The sequence below is a fragment of the Streptomyces tatrensis genome (assembly GCF_049310065.1).
Taxonomy (GTDB): Bacteria; Actinomycetota; Actinomycetes; order Streptomycetales; family Streptomycetaceae; genus Streptomyces.
Window position 1 is genome coordinate 497989 of the sequence record NZ_JBMDLB010000007.1, and the last position, 16774, is coordinate 514762.

General features: G+C 71.9%; 16 protein-coding genes. 12 read left to right on the top strand and 4 right to left on the bottom strand.

The window, feature by feature from the left end; genetic code table 11:
• Window positions 1-261 precede the first annotated feature (261 nt).
• Entirely contained in the window at window positions 262-1155 is an 894-nt protein-coding gene (locus ACODT5_RS05945; protein WP_385376297.1) for a LysR family transcriptional regulator, read from the top strand.
• A gap of 152 nt (window positions 1156-1307) precedes the next feature.
• Window positions 1308-2642, top strand: coding sequence for a putative Ig domain-containing protein (locus ACODT5_RS05950; RefSeq protein ID WP_422518131.1), 1335 nt, complete (start codon window positions 1308-1310; stop codon window positions 2640-2642).
• 28 nt (window positions 2643-2670) lie between these two features.
• On the opposite strand, the gene ACODT5_RS05955 is transcribed toward ACODT5_RS05950, so the two are convergent.
• The gene (locus ACODT5_RS05955) at window positions 2671-3387 is read right to left on the bottom strand and encodes a 6-phosphogluconolactonase (RefSeq protein WP_422518132.1); all 717 of its coding nucleotides are present in this window, start codon (window positions 3385-3387) and stop codon (window positions 2671-2673) included.
• A 375-nt stretch (window positions 3388-3762) separates the two neighbouring features.
• On the opposite strand from ACODT5_RS05955, the gene ACODT5_RS05960 reads away from it, so the two are divergent.
• The 4 genes from ACODT5_RS05960 to ACODT5_RS05975 all read left to right on the top strand — a co-directional run bounded on the left by ACODT5_RS05960 (window position 3763) and on the right by ACODT5_RS05975 (window position 8656).
• Window positions 3763-5724, top strand: a complete 1962-nt coding sequence (locus tag ACODT5_RS05960) for a beta-glucoside-specific PTS transporter subunit IIABC (protein WP_422518133.1) — start codon at window positions 3763-3765, stop codon at window positions 5722-5724.
• Between the two features lie 75 nt (window positions 5725-5799).
• A complete protein-coding gene (locus ACODT5_RS05965; protein ID WP_422518134.1) occupies window positions 5800-7206 on the top strand; it encodes a glycoside hydrolase family 1 protein in 1407 nt (468 codons plus the stop codon).
• A 40-nt stretch (window positions 7207-7246) separates the two neighbouring features.
• Window positions 7247-8080 carry an HAD family hydrolase gene (locus tag ACODT5_RS05970; protein WP_422518135.1) on the top strand — a complete coding sequence of 278 codons (834 nt, stop codon included), beginning with the start codon at window positions 7247-7249 and terminating at the stop codon, window positions 8078-8080.
• Between the two features lie 159 nt (window positions 8081-8239).
• The gene (locus ACODT5_RS05975) at window positions 8240-8656 is read left to right on the top strand and encodes a GNAT family N-acetyltransferase (protein ID WP_422518136.1); all 417 of its coding nucleotides are present in this window, start codon (window positions 8240-8242) and stop codon (window positions 8654-8656) included.
• A gap of 51 nt (window positions 8657-8707) precedes the next feature.
• On the opposite strand, the gene ACODT5_RS05980 is transcribed toward ACODT5_RS05975, so the two are convergent.
• Window positions 8708-10045 (bottom strand): MFS transporter, encoded by a 1338-nt coding sequence (locus ACODT5_RS05980; protein ID WP_422518137.1) that lies wholly within the window; start codon window positions 10043-10045, stop codon window positions 8708-8710.
• A gap of 358 nt (window positions 10046-10403) precedes the next feature.
• On the opposite strand from ACODT5_RS05980, the gene ACODT5_RS05985 reads away from it, so the two are divergent.
• From ACODT5_RS05985 to ACODT5_RS06010, 6 genes are all read left to right on the top strand, one after another.
• Window positions 10404-10559 (top strand): DUF6131 family protein, encoded by a 156-nt coding sequence (locus ACODT5_RS05985; protein ID WP_422518138.1) that lies wholly within the window; start codon window positions 10404-10406, stop codon window positions 10557-10559.
• A 37-nt stretch (window positions 10560-10596) separates the two neighbouring features.
• A complete protein-coding gene (locus tag ACODT5_RS05990; protein ID WP_422518139.1) occupies window positions 10597-10833 on the top strand; it encodes a DUF6213 family protein in 237 nt (78 codons plus the stop codon).
• A gap of 91 nt (window positions 10834-10924) precedes the next feature.
• Window positions 10925-11104: a CsbD family protein gene (locus ACODT5_RS05995; protein WP_422518140.1), complete on the top strand. Its 180-nt coding sequence runs from the start codon at window positions 10925-10927 to the stop codon at window positions 11102-11104.
• A gap of 2 nt (window positions 11105-11106) precedes the next feature.
• Window positions 11107-11469 (top strand): STAS domain-containing protein, encoded by a 363-nt coding sequence (locus ACODT5_RS06000; RefSeq protein WP_422518141.1) that lies wholly within the window; start codon window positions 11107-11109, stop codon window positions 11467-11469.
• A gap of 61 nt (window positions 11470-11530) precedes the next feature.
• Complete coding sequence (locus ACODT5_RS06005; protein ID WP_422518142.1) at window positions 11531-11896, top strand: STAS domain-containing protein; 366 nt, start codon at window positions 11531-11533, stop codon at window positions 11894-11896.
• Between the two features lie 13 nt (window positions 11897-11909).
• Entirely contained in the window at window positions 11910-12422 is a 513-nt protein-coding gene (locus ACODT5_RS06010; protein ID WP_422518143.1) for an ATP-binding protein, read from the top strand.
• A gap of 7 nt (window positions 12423-12429) precedes the next feature.
• Here ACODT5_RS06010 and ACODT5_RS06015 read toward each other — a convergent pair whose 3' ends face one another.
• A complete protein-coding gene (locus tag ACODT5_RS06015) occupies window positions 12430-13359 on the bottom strand; it encodes a SigB/SigF/SigG family RNA polymerase sigma factor (RefSeq protein ID WP_422518144.1) in 930 nt (309 codons plus the stop codon).
• A gap of 111 nt (window positions 13360-13470) precedes the next feature.
• Window positions 13471-15918 (bottom strand): SpoIIE family protein phosphatase, encoded by a 2448-nt coding sequence (locus ACODT5_RS06020; protein WP_422518145.1) that lies wholly within the window; start codon window positions 15916-15918, stop codon window positions 13471-13473.
• Between the last annotated feature and the right edge of the window lie 856 nt (window positions 15919-16774).

Genomic DNA, 16774 nt, shown 5'->3' on the forward strand with positions numbered 1-16774 from the left:
ACTTCGCGCCCCGGACGGATCCCGGCCACCCTGGCGGCCTCCGGTCCGTGCCGTCAGCGCGCCCCCGTCGAGGCCATGGCCTGCGGTGTTGCACCGGAACGACCCGCCTCCGGCCCACCGGTCGACGCACCTCGGCCGCCTGGGCTCATGCCGCATCGGTATGAGTTCTCACCGGTCCGGCATGAACACCTTTGCGAAGCTTGACGGTTGTTCACCCGACGCGGTCTTACAGGTACACCCTCGCCCGGTTACCGTCCGGTCATGACCCCCACCCTCGCCCAGCTCCGCTACCTCGTCGCCGTCGCCGACTGCCGTTCCATCACCGGCGCGGCGGCCTCCGTGTTCGTCGCCCAGTCCGCCCTGTCGCGGGCCGTCCAAGCCATGGAGCGCGACCTCGGCGTCGATCTCCTCGCCCGCCGGGGAAGGGGGGTGGACCTCACGCCGGAAGGGGCCCGGGTCGTCCGGCTGGCCCGTACCGTGCTCGACGCGGTGGAGGCCATCGACGACATCGGCACCCCTCACGGACTGGGCGCCAGGGCCGCCCTGTCCATGGTCACCACCCCCACCCTGGCCCTCGATCTGGCCTCTGAGCTGGTACATACCTTCACGGAGCGGCATCCCGGCCTCGACGTCAGACTCCACCAGTACGACAGCCGCGAGGCCGTGGTCCAGGAACTGACCCAGGGACGGGCCGAGTTGGCACTCGTGGACCTCCCCCTCGACGGGGAACTCTCCACGCACCACATCCAGGAGCGCGAGGTGGTGCTCATCTCCCCCGTCGGGTCCGCGCTGCCCGACCCGCTGCCGTTCCGCGCACTCGACGGGCTGCCGATGGTGCTGCCCACCCCCGGGACCGGCCGGCGCACCGAGATGGAGGCCATGTTCAGCTGTCTGGGCGTGCGTCCGGTGCCCTGCCTGGAGGTCGACGAACGCCTCGGCTGGGTGACCGGGGTGACCGACGGCCGCGGCTCCCTGATCTGGTACCGCGACGTGGTCGCCAGGGCCTTCGGCAGCAGGGCGGAGATACGTTCCTTCACCCCTCCGCTGCTGCGGCCGGTGGGCATCGCGCACGCCCGCCGGCCACTGAGCCGGGCCGCCCGCGCCTTCATCGCACACGCCCGGCACAAGGCACCCGTACGCGAGCCCTCGCGCTGACCATGTGCGCCGCGGGCGCCGCGCGCCCCGGGCGGGCCGACCGGAGGGACCCGTCCCGACGGCCGGGACATGCCCACCCGGCATTGAACGATGCTCAAACGGACGGCGATTGACCCTGGCGCCCGAACCTGACACCCCCTCACATGGTGGGCATGTTACGACTACTCCTCACACCCCCGCGGGCCGCCGCCCTCGCCACCGCGGCCCTCGCCACCGCCCTGCCGGCCGCGGCCTGGCTGACCGGGCCCGCCGCCGGGCCCGCCGACGCGTCCACGCTGACGCCCGCGTCCGCACCCCTGTCCGGCGCTGTCGGCGCCGCCGCGGCTCCCGAGCGCCAGTGCACCCTCCCCGGAGGCCTCGCCGAGATCAGCGGGCTCGCCATGAGCCGAAAACACCCCGGCGTCTTCTACGCCGTCAACGACAGCGGGAACACCAACCAGGTCTTCGCCATCGACTGCAGTGGCGCCACCGGCCTGCTCAAGGCCACGTACACGGTCTCCGGGGTCGGCAACACCGACTGGGAGGGGCTGGCCATCGGCAAGGACTCCGCGGGGCGCCCCGCGATCCTGGTCGGCGACATCGGCGACAACTTCGGCAGTCGCGCCGAGATCACCGTGCACTCCTTCACCGAGCCCGACCAGCTCGTCAACGCCTCGGTGACGCCCGTGACGTACCGCTTCGCGTACGCCGACGGGAAGCACGACGCCGAATCCCTGCTCGCCGATCCCGTCACCGGCCGCATCCACATCGCGAGCAAACTCATCGGCGCAGCAGGCCAGTTGTACCAGGCTCCGTTGCCGCCGGTACCGGGGCAGCAGGGCACCCTGACCGCCGTCCGGCCGGGCCCGGTCTTCGCCACCGACGGCGCGTTCTCCCCGTCGGGGGCCTCGTACACCCTGCGCAGCGGCGGACCGCTGGGGGCCAACACGGCCTCGGTGTACGACACCGCGGGCACGAAGCTCGCGGACGTGGCCCTGCCCGCCCAGTCGCAGGGCGAGACGGTGACCTACGCCGACTGCACCAGCCTGCTCGTCGGCTCGGAGAACGACACCCAGATCTGGCGCGTCCCGCTCCCCCCGGAGGCCACCCCGGGCTGCGGCGGCACCCCGACGCCCACGCCGACGCCGACCCCGACACCCACGCCGACTCCCACCCCTACCCCCACACCGACCCCGACACCCACACCGACTCCCACGCCCACCCCCACCCCGACTCCGACCTCGGCCGAGCTGAAGCTGGTCAACCCCGGCCCGCAAGCCTGCAAGTTCAACCAGAACTGCACCATCCAGCTCACCACCACGGGCGGAAAGCCCCCCGTCCGCTACACCGCCACCGGACTCCCCTGGGGCCTGACCCTCGACACCACCACCGGCCGCATCACCGGCAAACCCTGGGCCACCGGAACCATCCAGATCACCATCACCGCCACCGACACCACCCCGACAACCGCCACCACCACCTTCCCCCTCACCCTCACCTGGTTCTAAAGGAGCCAGGGGTGAGCCCCTCGCCGGGTCAGCCCAGCCTCGACGCCGCCTCCCGGTCGGCGACGACGACGAGGTTGGGGTGCGTGCGCAGGATCGTGGCCGGGAAGTCGGTCGAGATCTCGCGCTCGAGCATGCCGGCGAGGGCCTCCGCCTTGGCGGCTCCGCTGACGATCAGCACCAGGCGCCGCACCTTGGCGAGCATGGCCGCCCCCATCGTCACCACGTGCGAGGGGACCTCCGAGGGGTCGGGCAGCAGCCGCAGGGCGTCCTCGTACCAGGGATAGGAGTCCTTGAACTCGTAGGTGTAGATCTCCTGGTCGAAGCGGGTGGCGTACGGCATGTTCCCGCAGAAGTGACCGTCCGCGCCGAGCCCGATGAGCATCAGGTCCAGCCCGCCGTTCCCGTGCAGTTCGCGGGCGACCGACGCGTGATCGGCGACCGTGAGCGGGTGGATGTTGGCCTCCGGCACCCCTCCGGGGCCGTAGAGGTGCTCGTACAGCGCGGAGAGGGTCAGCCCGCGTTCCCGCCCGGCGAGCGGCACCTCGTCGAAGTTGTAGAAGTGGACGTCCGAGAAGGCCCCGGGGTTCCCGCGCAGCCTCTCGGTGACGATCTCGTACGTGCCCGTGGGGCTCGCTCCGGCGGTGAGGGCCATGTTGACCCGCCGGTCGTGCAGCATCTCGCCGAGGACGATGTCGGCCGCGGTACGGCTGAGGTCCTCGTAGTCCCGCACGATGACGCTCTTCATGGGATGTTGTGCTCCGTTCTCGTGGGTCTGCACGTGGGCCTGCGGAGCAGGGGAGGCGGGCGCCTGCCACGGGGCCCGGGAGACAACGCCTCGGTACCGGGCCCTCGATGTGCACTCTTCCGCCGTCGGCCCGCCCGGGGACAGGGGCTGAAGGTCCTTTCCCCGACGACCGAAGGGCCCGATCCGTGCCATGTCGCCGCACAGCGAACTCGCGTGGGGAAAAGGCTTGTTGAGGGCCGCCGACAGGTGAGGCACAAAGGTCGCCCCCTTCGGGACCTTCGACTTCCTTTGCCATCCGTTGACCTCGTCAAGACTGAGGGAGCCCCGGACCGAAGACGTTCCGGGTTCGGCAACGCGATGCAGGGAGAACTCATCGTGGATTACGGAAAGACGGCGCCCGCCGTCCTCGAAGGCGTCGGCGGCGAATCGAACGTGGAGTCCCTGGGACACTGCGCCACCCGTTTGCGCTTCGTCCTCAAAGACGCGTCGAAAGCCGACAGAACGGCCGTCGAGGCGACTCCCGGGGTCATCACCGTCGTGGAGAGCGGCGGCCAGTTCCAGGTGGTCATCGGCAACGACGTGGCCAAGGCCTACGCCGAGATCACCAGGATCTCCGGGCTCGGCGCCGACCGGACCCGCGCGAAGGACGGCAAGGAGCCGGGGTCCGGGTCCGGCTCCGGCTCCGCGGGCTCGGCTCCGCGCGGCAATCCGCTGACGCGGCTGGTCGACGTCATCTCCAGCATCTTCACTCCGTTCCTGTGGACGCTGGCCGGCGCGGGCCTGCTCAAGGCCACGATCGTGCTGGTCACCAAGCTCGGCCTGGTCGCGGAGACCTCGCAGGAGTTCACCGTCCTGAACGCGGCCGGCGACGGCGTGTTCTTCTTCCTTCCGGTGCTGCTGGCGGTGACCGCGGCGAAGCGGTTCGGGGCCAACCAGTGGACCGCCATGGCCATCGCGGGGTCGCTGGTCTACCCCGCGATCGGCGCCCTGAACGAGGCCGGCGACCCGGTCTCCTTCTTCGGCGTCCCGATGGTGATGGTCGCCTACGCCTCCTCCGTCATCCCGGTCATCCTCGCCGTGTACGTCCAGAGCTTCGTGGAGCGCGGCCTCGACAAGGCGCTGCCGTCCAGCATCCGCAACTTCATCACCCCGATGCTGACGATTCTCCTCATGGTCCCGCTGACCCTGCTCACCATCGGCCCGGCCTCGGACTGGGCCGGCCAGGGAGCGTCGAGCCTGATCGGCTGGCTGTTCGGCCTCAGCCCGGCCATCGCCGGAGCCGTCCTCGGCGGCACCTGGCAGATCATGGTCGTCTTCGGAATCCACTGGGGCCTGGTCCCGATGATGGCCAACGACCTGGCCGTCCAGGGGCACTCCCTCCTCTACGGCCCGCTGGTCGCCGCTTCCGCCGCACAGGGCGCGGCCGTACTGGCGGTCATGCTCCGCACCCGCAGCAAGAGCCTGAAGAAGCTCGCCGGTCCGGCAGCGGTCAGCAGCTTCCTCGCCGGCATCACCGAGCCCGCGGTCTACGGCGTCAACCTGCGGCTGAAGAAGCCCTTCGTGTACGCCTGCATCGCCGGCGCGGTCGGCGGCGGCATCGCCTCGGCGGGCGGCTCGGCCTCGACCGCGTACATCATGCCGGGCCTGCTGTCCCTCTCCGCCTACCTGGAGGTCGGCAGCTTCGCGCTCCAGCTGACCGGTGTCGGCGTCGCCGTCGCCCTGTCCTTCGGCCTCACCATGGCGCTGGGCTTCAAGGACATCCCGGAGGACGCCACCGAAGCCACCGGAGCCGACCTTGCCGACGAGGCCGACGAGGCCGACGAGGCCACCATCAACAGCGCCACCCCCGAACGGCCCGCCGACGACGCCTTCGAAGTCACCACCCCGGTCGAGGGCACGGTCATCGCCCTGACCGACGTCTCGGACCCGGTGTTCGCCTCCGGCACCCTCGGAGACGGCGCGGCCGTCGCCCCGACCTCCGGCGAGGTCCACTCCCCCATCGACGGCACGGTCGTCAGCGTCCTGCCGCACGCCTACGGGCTCCGCTCCCCCGAGGGCGTGGAGGTACTCGTCCACATCGGCATCGACACGGTGCGGCTCGGCGGGGAGCACTTCACCACCGCTGTCCGGCAGGGCGACCACGTCCGGCTCGGCGACCCGCTCGGGGAGGTCGACCTGGCCGCGGTCGAGGCGGCCGGCTACGACACCACCACGATGGTGATCATCCTCGACGCGGCCGGCACGGGCGTCGTACGGACCACCGAGCACTCCGAAGTCGAGCACAGCACGGTGCTCCTGTCCCTCAGCCCGGAGCGCGAACTCACCCCGGTGGGCTGACGCCCCACCCAGCGCACCACCCCCGCACCCGGCGCCCCGCGCCCTGATCCACGTACCCCCGAAGGAGATCCGCACATGGACCACAAGACCCCCGCCGCCTTCCGCCCCGACTTCCTGTGGGGCGCCGCGACCTCCGCCTACCAGGTGGAAGGCGCCTGGGACACCGACGGCAAGGGCCCGTCCGTCCAGGACGCCCGCGGCAACTACCCCGAGGGCACCACGGACTTCAAGGTCGCCGCCGACCACTACCACCGCTTCGAGGAGGACGTGAAGCTCTTCTCCGAGCTGGGCCTGAAGGCCTACCGCCTGTCCGTCGCCTGGACCCGGATCGTGCCGGACGGCGACGGCGCGGTGAACCCGGACGGCGTCGCCTTCTACCACCGCCTCTTCGACGCCCTCCTCGCGCACGGCATCGAACCGGTCGTCACCGTCTACCACTTCGACCTGCCGCAGGCCCTCCAGGACAAGGGCGGCTGGACCTCCCGCTCGACCATCGACGCCTTCGCCCGCTACTGCGAGGTGCTGTTCGAGGAGTACGGCAGCAAGGTCAAGCACTGGCTGACCATCAACGAGCAGAACATGATGATCCTGCACGGCGCCGCCATCGGCACCAGTGCCACCACCTCCGACGACCCGAAGCGCGAGCTGTACCAGCAGAACCACCACATGATGGTGGCCCAGGCCCGCGTGACGAAGACGTGCCACGACATGCTCCCGGCCGCCAAGATCGGCCCGGCGCCGAACATCTCCGTGGTCTACCCGGCCACCAGCAAGCCCGAGGACGTCCTCGCGGCCGGCGACTACAACGCCATCCGCAACTGGCTGTACCTGGACATGGCCGCGTACGGCACCTACAACCCGACCGCCTGGGCCTGGATGACCGAGCGCGGCATCGCCCCCGAGATCGCCGAGGGCGACCTGGAGGTGCTGGCGGCCGGGCGCGCCGACTACCTGGCACTGAACTACTACTCGACCGCCACCGTCGCCGCGCCCCTCGACGACGGCGCCGTCACCTACGAGGGCGGTGACCAGCAGCTCGCGGTCGGCGAGAGCGGCGTCTTCCGCGCCGTGAGCAACCCCCACCTGCCGACCACCGAGTTCGGGTGGGAGATCGACCCCGTCGGCTTCCGCACCACCCTGCGCGAGGTCTACGACCGCTACCGGCTGCCGATCATGGTCACCGAGAACGGGCTGGGCGGCTTCGACACCGTCGAGGACGGCGAGATCCACGACGACTACCGGATCGCCTACCTCGCCGAGCACATCGACCAGATGCGCCTCGCCGTCTCCGACGGAGTGGACGTCATCGGCTACCACCCCTGGTCGGCCATGGACCTGATCTCCACCCACCAGGGCGTGGCCAAGCGCTACGGCTTCGTCTACGTCGACCGCGACGAGTTCGACCTCAAGGAGCTCCGCCGCATCCGCAAGGACAGCTTCTTCTGGTACCAGCAGCTGATCAAGGGCAACGGCTCCCTCTGATCCCGTGCACCCCCCACCCCGCACACAGGAGACCCCTTCCATGCCCCGCTTCCCCTACCAGTTGATCGCCACCGACCTCGACGGCACGCTCGTGCGCAGCGACCACACCGTCTCCGCGCGCACCACGGCCGCCCTCGCCGCCGCCGTCTCCGCCGGTGCCCGGCACGTGGTGGTGACCGGGCGGGTGGCCCAGTGGACCAAGCCCACCCTGGCCGAGATCGGCTACCGGGGCCTCGCCGTGTGCGGGCAGGGCGGCCAGCTCTACGACGCCGGGCGCGACGCCCTCGTCTCGTCGGTCTCCCTCGACCGCGAGCTCGCCGCGCACGTGGTGGCCCGGGTGGAGGCCCGTACCGGTCCGCTGTCGGTGGCGGTGATGCCCGTGGAGCTGGACGATCCCATCCTCGTGGGCCCCGGGTTCCCCCTCCCGCCGATGGCTTCGGCCGACATCGAACGGGTCCACGACGCCGCCCGGTTGTGGGACCGGCCGATCGGGAAGGTCCAGATCCAGCACCCGCACCTGACGGACGACGAGCTCACCGAGGCGGCCCGCGAGGCGGTGGGCGAGCTCGTCACCGTGGTCATGGCCGGCCCGACCTGCGTCGAGCTGCTCCCCCGCGGCCTGTCGAAGGCGACCGGCCTGGCCCTGGCGGCAGGGGCGCTGGGCACCACGGCGGCGAGCACCATCGCCTTCGGTGACATGCCCAACGACATCCCCATGTTCGCCTGGGCGGGCCACTCGGTCGCCATGGCCAACGCCCACGGCAGCCTCAAGGCGGTCGCCGACGAGATCACCGCCGGCAACGACGAGGACGGCGTGGCGGCGGTCCTGGAGCGTCACCTCCGCCCGCTCGCCGGAGCCTCCATTCGGTCATAGCCGAACAAGCCGGGAACGTTGCACGAGCACGCGTACCGGCCGGTCCGGGCGGCCGCCGGCGAAACCTGGCGTACAAAGATCCCATCGGCCGACTCGAAGCACTCGGCGACCGACTCGGCGCGGCAATCGACGAAGAACCCAGCAAGGAGCCGTACCAGCATGTGGACGTGTGAACAGGTCATCGGCAGCGCCCTCGACGTGGAGGAGGCGGCCGCCCTGTACCGGGCGTCCACCCTCGCCGAGCGCCGTCCCGTGGAGGACACCCAGCGCTTCACCCGGATGCTCGCCGGCGCCAACCTGGTCATCGTCGCCCGCGGCGAGGACGGCCGTCTCATCGGGATCTCCCGCTCGATCACGGACGGCGCGTACTCCACCTACCTCAGCGACCTCGCGGTCGACTCCGCCTATCAGGGCCAGGGGGTGGGCAAGGACCTCATCCGCGCCACCCGGGAGGCCGCACCCCAGGCCAAGCTGATCCTGCTGGCGGCCCCGGCGGCCGTGGACTACTACCCGCACATCGGGTTCACCGCGCACAACTCCGCCTGGACGATGGACGGTCCGGCCAACCGGGCCTGAGCCGTACGTACACCTACCCCGGCGCCCGCATCGGCGCCGGGGTACGCCGTTTCAGCCCGTGCACGCGGCGGACCGCGAGGGCGCGGGGGAAACGGGCGGGGCGAGCACGGAGTCCAGGCGGCGGACGGCGGAGCGCCGCTGGACCACCGACAGGGCCGCGATCCCCGCGCCGAGGGCCAGCCAGCCCGCGGGCCCGGCCGTCATCACCACTCCGGTCAGGAGGAGCGGGCCGGCGGACTTCTGCACGGACTGGGCCATGCCCGCCACGCCCAGGTACGACGCCCGCGCTTCCTCGGGGGCGAGCGAGACCGCCAGCTCCCAGGAGCTCACCGACCGCAGCAGTTCCGCCGCCGTGACCAGGACCGCCGCGGCGAGCAGCACCACCGTCGCGGCGACGGCCCCGGCCCCGGAGGTGAGGGCCAGCAGGGTGCAGCACGCGAGCATCGTCAGCCCGTACACGGAGACCGCCGCCGCGGCCTGGCGGGGTTCCTCGAACCTGGCCGAGACGCGGAGTTGGAGTACGACGACCAGCACGGTGTTGATGACGAGGAAGGCCGGAACCAGAGCGTGCGGTGCGTCGGTGTGGGCCACCAGCCAGAGCGGCAGACCGACGGCCAGGACCGAGTCGTCGAGGTTCATCGGGATGTCGAGCAGGACGAAGCGCAGGTAGCCGCGGTCCCGCCACGGGCTCGGCGCCCCCGCCCGGCCGGGCACGGCACCCCGTGGCGCCGCATCCCCGGTCGCATCGCGCTCTGCCGCCGCGTCCCGCGTCGCCACATCCCCCTCGCCCGTGCCCTCGCCCGCGCCCTTGCCCGCGGCCGTACCCGCGGCCGTACCCGCGGCCAAGCGTCCTTCGGCTCGCGGCTCCCGGGTCCGCCAGACCAGCGCCGCGGCCGCGAGGAACGACAGCGCGTTGCCCAGGATCAGCGCCTGGTAGGCCGCCGGCGTCCCGACCGCGAGACCGGCGGCGGCGATCCCCGCGCCCACCGCGTACCCGGCGTTCGCCGTACTGCGCGACAGGGCCTGATAGGTGCCCCGCCGCTCACCCGCCACCCGCGTGGCGAAGAGCATCTCCAGCGCCTTGGCCGCCCGGTCGCCGAGGTAGGTGACGGCGACCAGGAGCAGCAGCACATCGAAGCGGGTGACCACGAGCAGCGCGCCGAGCGTTCCGAGGCGCAGCAAGTGACAGCCGATCAGCAGGGACCGCACGGGGAAGCGGCCCGCCAGGTGCCCCGCCAGGGGCGATCCGGCGATGCCCGCCACGGCAGCGGCGCCCAGCAGGAGGCCGATCCGGCCGGCGTCCAGGCCCATGACGAAGGTGAAGTAGAGGACCGAGGAGGCACCCCACACACCCGTGCCGGTCCGGTCCAGGAGTTGGGCGAGCAGCATGATCCGGGCGTCCCGGCCCCCGGGCGGCCGCCTCAACTGGGCCACCAGTCCGGGCCGTCGCTCCGCGGCCGGCCTCCGCCCCGGCCGCCCCGGCCGCCCCGGCCACCTCTGCGGACCCTTCCGGATCCCCGTACCCCGCCGCCTCATCCCGCTGCCTCCGAGCCCCCGCGAAAGTATCTCGACATCGAGATACCAGCGGAAGCCTGCCGGAGATCAATCTTGACGTCAAGATACTTCTGGGTGCGGGCAGGACCCATGGCCCCCGGCGCACCCCGCCCTCATCGACGGACCGGGTCACCTCCCCCTGCATTCCGGCACCGGATCGGGGCAGAAGAAGCCTGCGAGATGGGAGAACAACATGATCGCGCTTGGCATTGTCCTGTTGGTCATCGGCTACCTCCTCGGCATTTCGATCCTGTGGACGCTGGGGATCATCCTCGTCGTCATCGGGGTCGTCCTGTGGGTGCTCGGCTCCGTCGGGCACGCGGTCGGAGGACGGCGCCACTATTGGTAGCGCGGACGCGCACGGACGCCTCCCGGGAGACGGTTCCATGATCCAGATGTCCATACCGCTGATCCCCGCGGATGACGGCGTACTGCTGATCCCCGCGGATCACGTCACCGGGCTCCTGCGCAGCCTCGCGGCCGACTGGCTGAAATCGGAGCACACCGGAGAGATGTGCGGAGACGAACAGACCGTCCGGGACCTGGCGGGCGTGCTGACCGAGCTCGCCGATCAGATCGACGTCGAATGCATCGGGTTCAGGTCGGCCGCTCCGCGTCCGTAGGAACGGCCGCGCAGATCGCGCCGCTCGGCCTCCGCCGTAGAGCCCGCCGTGGAGCCGGCCGTACGTCGGCCTCAGGAAGGAACAACTCGTCATGAGCAAGGCAAAGGGCAAGGCGAAGCAGGCCAAGGGGAAGCTCAAGGAGAACCTCGGCAGCGCCATGGACGACAAGCGCATGCAGGCGGAGGGAAGCACCGAGCGGATGGCCGGCAAGGCCGAGGAAATGGCCTCCGATGCCGCGGACAAGATGAAGAAGGCCAAGGGACAGCGCTGAGGATGGCCCAACAGCACGGCGCGCACGATCCCGCCGGACCGCCTCCCCCTGCCGGGGAGGCGGTCGTGGTCCGCCTGTCGGGCGAGATGGACCTCGGCCGGGTCGACGAGGTGCACGCCCTGCTGCTCGAAGCGGCGACCCGCCCGGGCGGCCCCGCCGACATCGTCGTCGACCTCGGCGGTCTGACCTTCTGCGATTCCGCCGGACTGAACCTGCTGCTCCGGGCCCGCCTGCAGGCCGTGGCGTCCGGCCGCACGCTGCGCCTGGCCGCACCCAACGCCCAGATGCTGCGGCTGCTGGAGATCACCGGCACCCTCCCCCTCTTCCCCATCGACACCGTCCCGCCCGGGTTTGACGGCCCCTGACGGGGTAGGCGCGAGACGTATCCGGTGTCGAGACACGAACCACCGGAGGAAGGGGCATGCGATGCCCTCGGTGGACGAGGACCGCTTCGCGGTCGACGTGCGCCCCGTCGACGGGGCCACCGTCCTGACCTTGGCGGGAGAGCTCGACCACGACACCGCTGAGCCCCTGCGCGCGGCCCTCGAAGCAGCCCGGGCACGTGGCGGGCAACGCCTGCTGGTCGATCTCAGCGGGCTGGCCTTCTGTGATTCCACGGGATTGAACGTGTTGCTGCACAACCGGCTCGCGGCCCGGGAATCCGGCGGCAGCCTCGAACTGATCGGCCTGCACCGGCCGGTCGCGCGCATGTTCCACGTCACCGGCGCCGACGGGCTCTTCCCGCAGCACGCCGATGTGGACGCGGCTCTGGCGAGTCGCCAGCGCACGTAGCGGAGGAGCGCGGATGAGCGAGCGCCGGTCATCGGAGTGGACCCGGCGTCTGCTGTTGCACGGCACCACGGATGTCGTCGGCCGGTGCCGCGAATTCACCCGCCGGGCCCTCACCGAGTGGCAGTGGCTGCCGGGAGCCGGCAGCGGAAACGGCAGCGACCTTCCGTACGGGAACGGCCGCGGGCACTCCGACGACGAGGAGGCCACCGAATCCGCCGACGACGTGCTGCTCCTCGTGTCCGAAGTGGTGGCCAACGCCTGCATGCACGCGGACGGGCCGAATTCGCTGCTGCTGCGCCTCACCGCCGAGCGGCTGCGCATCGAGGTCACGGACGCCAGTCCGGTCGTACCGGTCTACCGGTTCCCGACCGATCCGGCCCGTCCCGGAGGCCACGGGCTGCTCATCGTGAAGCGGCTGGCCCGCGCGTGGGGGGCGGATCCGGTCGACGGCGGGAAGTGCGTGTGGGTGGAGGTCGCCACTCCACCGGCCCTGCGGGAGAACGGGGGAATCCCCCGCCCGGCTTGAACGCGTGCTAGGCCGGCCGCTCGTCCTTGGCTTCGGCCTCGCTCGCGTCGCCGCCCCCATCCTCGTCCTCGTCCTCGTCCTCGTCCTCCAGCATTCCGGTCCGCAGCCGGGCCATGATGCGGCTCAGCAGTCGCGAGACGTGCATCTGGGAGAGGCCCAGCCGATCGCCGATCTCCGACTGGTTCAGCTCCTGGCCGAAGCGCAGCGAGAGGATCAGCCGGTCGCGGTCACTGAGCGTGGCGAGCAGCGGCTTCAGCGTCTCCAGGCACTCGATGCGGTCGTACGCGGCCTCCTCCTCCCCCAGCGGCCACCCCTGGGAGCCGCCGTCCGCCTCGGGTCCCACCGGGGCGTCCAGGGATCCCGCCAGGTAGCCGTTGGCCGCCCGGCGGCCCTCGTCCAGTGCCTCCGGGGTGATGCCGAGGTGCTGCGCGAGCTCCAGGCCGGTCGGGTGGCGTCCCAGTCGCTGTTCGAGCGCGTCTTGCGTTCTGGCGATGTCGAGGCGGAGCTCCTGGAGGCGCCGGGGGACCTTCACGGACCAGCTGGTGTCGCGGAAGAACCGCTTCATCTCGCCGGTGATCGTGGGAATGGCGAACGTCGTGAACTCGACCCCCCGCTCGACGTCGTACCGGTTGATGGCCTTGATCAGGCCCACCGTGCCGACCTGGACGATGTCCTCCATCGGCTCGGAGCGGTTGCGGAACCGGCGTGCCGCGTACTTCACCAGGCTGAGGTTGAGCTCGACGAGCGTGTTGCGCACGTACGAGTACTCCGGCGTCCCTTCGCTCAGCTCCTTCAGCCGCCGGAACAGCGCGACGGACAGGGTCCGCGCCTCGCCGGTGCTGACGGTGAGCGGATCCTTGGGGACATCGGGCGTCTCGGTGCGGACGTCGATGCGGAACGGATCCGTGGTGTCGCTGTCGCTGAACACGGGTGCCATGAGCTTCCTCCGACGGATTGGTGGGTACCGGCCGCCCCCGGGCGGGGCGGCGGGAACCGTCGTGGTCTTCCCGAGGGGATATACCCACACGGGGGAAGGCTGACCCCCTTTCTACGGAACGTCCCCGTCCGGGACGTGGACGTTCAGGACGCATATGTCGTCGCGGTGGGCCGTGCACAGCGAGGCGAGCGAGCGGGCGAGGGTTTCGCCGCGGCCCTCCCGGAGAAGGCGCACCGCGGTCTCCGCGAGGCGGTCGAGGCCTGCCTCTATGTCCTCGCCCGGCTCCTCCACGAGCCCGTCGGTGTAGAAGAGCAGGTGGTCGCCGGGCAGCAGGCCGATGGATGCCTGCTCATAGGCGGCTTCGAAGGCCGCGCCGAGAAGGGCGCCCCGGGGCTGCTCGAGGTACTCCGCCCGGTCGCCCCGGATCAGCAGGGGCGGCAGGTGGCCTGCCCGTACCCAGATCAGCCGCCGGTCCCAGGGCTGGTAGCGGGCCATGACCATGGTGGCGGTGGCACTGCCCGACGGGTCCGAACCGGTGTGCAGCAGCAGGGTGTTGAGCCGGCGCAGGACGTCGGGTAGCAGCGAGCCGGTGACGGCCATGCCCTTGGCGGTGAAGCGGAGCTGGGCCATGGTCCCGACGGCGGCCAGCCCGTGGCCGGCCACGTCTCCGATGACGAACAGGGCGCTCCCGCCCGGGAGTTCGATGGCGCTGTACCAGTCGCCGCCGACGTTGATCCCGCTGTCGGCGGGGACGTAGGCCACGTCGATGCACAGGCCGGCCAGTTCCAGGGACTGTTCGGGGATGGGCAGCAGGGTGTCCTGGAGGCGTGCGGCGAGGGCCCGTTCGGCCTGGAGCATGCCCCGCTGGACGAGGACGGCCCGCTCGCTGTCGCGCAGGGCGAGTTCGATGTCGTGCTGTGCGGTCAGGTCCTGGAAGAAGCCGTGCACCTCGACGGGTGTGCCGTCGGCGTCCGTCTCGGCCTCGGCGACGATCCGCAGGTGGCGGACCCCGTGCCCGGTGGTGATCCGGAACGGCTGGTCGATGGCCTCGCCCTCGCTGAGCAGCCGCTCGACGGCGGCACCCAGCTGCTGAAGGTCGTCGGGGACGACGTGGCCCGGCAGTTCCTCCAGCGACATCGGCCCCCGGTCCGGATCGCGGTCGAAGATCGCGTAGACCTGCTCGGACCAGGTGACGGTGTCGGTGACCAGGTTCCAGCCCGCCCAGCCGAGGTTGCCGAGGCGCTGCATGTCGGCCAGTCGCCGGGTCTCGCGCTCGCTGGTGTCGTGGCAGACCCAGGAGACCATCAGGTGGTCTCCGAGCCGGGACGCCCGGACCGAGTAGACGGACTGCCGGGGGACGCCGGCGACCACTTCCTCGTAGGTGAAGGGTTCCCCCTCGTAGCCGGTCCCGGTGGTGAGCGTCTTGAGGTATCCCTCCCAGAGGGCGGTGCCCGCCACGGTGGGGTACGTCTCCAGGATCCGGCGGCCCACCAGCTCCTTGCCGCGCCGGCCGGCCACGTCCACGGACTCGGGCGCCGCCGCGTCGATGCGGTAGTCCTCCACGTCACCCGTCTCCGAGCGCAGGGGGGTGAGCAGGGTCGCGGGTCCGGCCATGGTGTCCAGGATCAGCTGGACCGTCGCCGCACGGTCGCCGCCGGCCGCTTCCACAGCCTCCGGGTCGCCGACTCGTTCCCGCGCCCCGAGGGGCACCGCGCACAGCCGGGTGGCCTGGCGCAGCAGCGCCCGGGTGGCGGCGGCGAAGGGGCCCGGCCGTGTGCGCAGGAAGCCGATCGCCGCCCTGGGAGGCCCGTCGCCGGGCAAAGGGACCCAGGCGCGCGCGGGCCAGCGCTCCGGCGGGTCCCCGATCAGCAGGTAACGCCGGGCGTCCTGCTCGGGGTCCTCCAGCCAGAGGGCGCGGCGGCCTGCGATCGCTTCGAGCGCGGCGACCCCGCTCAGCGGGGGGATGTGGCGCCACTGGTCGGCCAGCGCCTCGTCGATTCCGGCGCTTCCGGTCAGATCCAGGCTCCCGGCGGCGGCCTCGGTGTAGATCATCACCGCGTCCACGTCGGTGGCCCCGCCGAGCACGCTCAGCAGCAGCTCCGCGATGTCGTCGCCGCCGTGTGCCGCGGCCAGGCCGTCTGCGACCCGCGCCAGCAGGCCGGTCAGCTCGCCGTCACCGTCGTGGTGTCCGGCGAGATGGCGGCGGCTGAACACCGAGGTGCTCGGCTCGTTCCCCGGGCCGGTGGTCGAGGCCGTGGGCAGGGAGATCCGCACGGTCCCCGGGGACCGGCGCACACGGACCTGGCCCAGCGTGATCCAGCACTCCTCCAGGACGGAACGGCCGCGCCGGCCGGCCCGTTCGAGGAGCAACTCGTACGCCGCGTCGGCGGAGACCCCCGCCTGGGCCATGAGTACGCCCTTGGCCCGCTCGAGCACGGCCGTGGTCGCGGCGACGCCTTCCAGGTCGACGACTTCCGATCGGAGTCTGGCCACGACCCTGGCGAGCGCCACCACCTCGGGTGCGGCGCCCTCACCCACGGGTGCGGCATCGCCCTTCACCCCTTGAGCATGGCACGCCCGCTCCCCGCCCGCCCTGGCTCTCGCCGGAACCCGGCGGGGGCCCCGCGGGCCGCGGCAGCCCCGCGCGCGGGCGGCTGCCCCGCTCCGGACCGCGCAAACCGGTGGAACGCGCACCGTCCTGCGTCGGCCGCGCCCGGCTGGGTAGGCGCCCGGTGCGGGGTGCGGCCTCGGCCTCATGGCTGCGACGGGGGTCGCACTCCGTCGTCAAGGACGGACGGTACGCACCCTGCGCACGGACTCCAGCACCCGTGCCGCAGCAGGTCCCGGAACCCGGACGCCCACCCCGCGCGGGACCGGGCCGCCACCCCACCCCGTACCGGGCCACGTGGACCGGCACCCACGCCGCCGCTCGGGCCGGAAGCAGAGCCGGCACGCCATCCGCGCCACCGCCCGAACCGACCGCCGAGCCACCGCCCACACCATCGGTCCGGAAGGAGCACCGGACCGCTCATGCGAACGCCCAGGCCGGTCCGGACACCGCTCAGGTCCTCGCCGGGCGAAAACCGGCGGCCCCCACGCCAGCACCCAGACCGGGCGCCGAGCCACTGCCCGCGCGACCGGTCCCGATGGGGCACCAGACCGCTCATGCGAACGCCCAGGCCGGTCCGGACACCGCTCACGCGAACGCCAGGCCGGTCCGGCCACCGCTCGGGCCTCTGCCCGGGCCGGGCGCCGAGTCAGCGCCCGCAGCATCCGTCCGGGCCGGAGCCGCGGGTGCGGCCCAGGACGCCATCGCCGGGCGGGGACCCCGGGGCAGCGCCCGGGCCGCCGCCGGTCGGGGCGCGGCGACCGGTTCCTGCCCAGGCCGCGGTTCGGGGCGGCCCCGCGTCCGCTG

Bases quoted from the DNA above. Each gene is read 5' to 3' on its own strand.
- ACODT5_RS05945 (WP_385376297.1), top strand. From the start codon at position 262: ATGACCCCCACCCTCGCCCAGCTCCGCTACCTCGTCGCCGTCGCCGAC.
- ACODT5_RS05950 (WP_422518131.1), top strand. From the start codon at position 1,308: ATGTTACGACTACTCCTCACACCCCCGCGGGCCGCCGCCCTCGCCACC.
- ACODT5_RS05955 (WP_422518132.1), bottom strand. From the start codon at position 3,387: ATGAAGAGCGTCATCGTGCGGGACTACGAGGACCTCAGCCGTACCGCG.
- ACODT5_RS05965 (WP_422518134.1), top strand. From the start codon at position 5,800: ATGGACCACAAGACCCCCGCCGCCTTCCGCCCCGACTTCCTGTGGGGC.
- ACODT5_RS05970 (WP_422518135.1), top strand. From the start codon at position 7,247: ATGCCCCGCTTCCCCTACCAGTTGATCGCCACCGACCTCGACGGCACG.
- ACODT5_RS05975 (WP_422518136.1), top strand. From the start codon at position 8,240: ATGTGGACGTGTGAACAGGTCATCGGCAGCGCCCTCGACGTGGAGGAG.
- ACODT5_RS05980 (WP_422518137.1), bottom strand. From the start codon at position 10,045: ATGCTGCTCGCCCAACTCCTGGACCGGACCGGCACGGGTGTGTGGGGT.
- ACODT5_RS05985 (WP_422518138.1), top strand. From the start codon at position 10,404: ATGATCGCGCTTGGCATTGTCCTGTTGGTCATCGGCTACCTCCTCGGC.
- ACODT5_RS05990 (WP_422518139.1), top strand. From the start codon at position 10,597: ATGATCCAGATGTCCATACCGCTGATCCCCGCGGATGACGGCGTACTG.
- ACODT5_RS05995 (WP_422518140.1), top strand. From the start codon at position 10,925: ATGAGCAAGGCAAAGGGCAAGGCGAAGCAGGCCAAGGGGAAGCTCAAG.
- ACODT5_RS06000 (WP_422518141.1), top strand. From the start codon at position 11,107: ATGGCCCAACAGCACGGCGCGCACGATCCCGCCGGACCGCCTCCCCCT.
- ACODT5_RS06005 (WP_422518142.1), top strand. From the start codon at position 11,531: ATGCCCTCGGTGGACGAGGACCGCTTCGCGGTCGACGTGCGCCCCGTC.
- ACODT5_RS06010 (WP_422518143.1), top strand. From the start codon at position 11,910: ATGAGCGAGCGCCGGTCATCGGAGTGGACCCGGCGTCTGCTGTTGCAC.
- ACODT5_RS06015 (WP_422518144.1), bottom strand. From the start codon at position 13,359: ATGGCACCCGTGTTCAGCGACAGCGACACCACGGATCCGTTCCGCATC.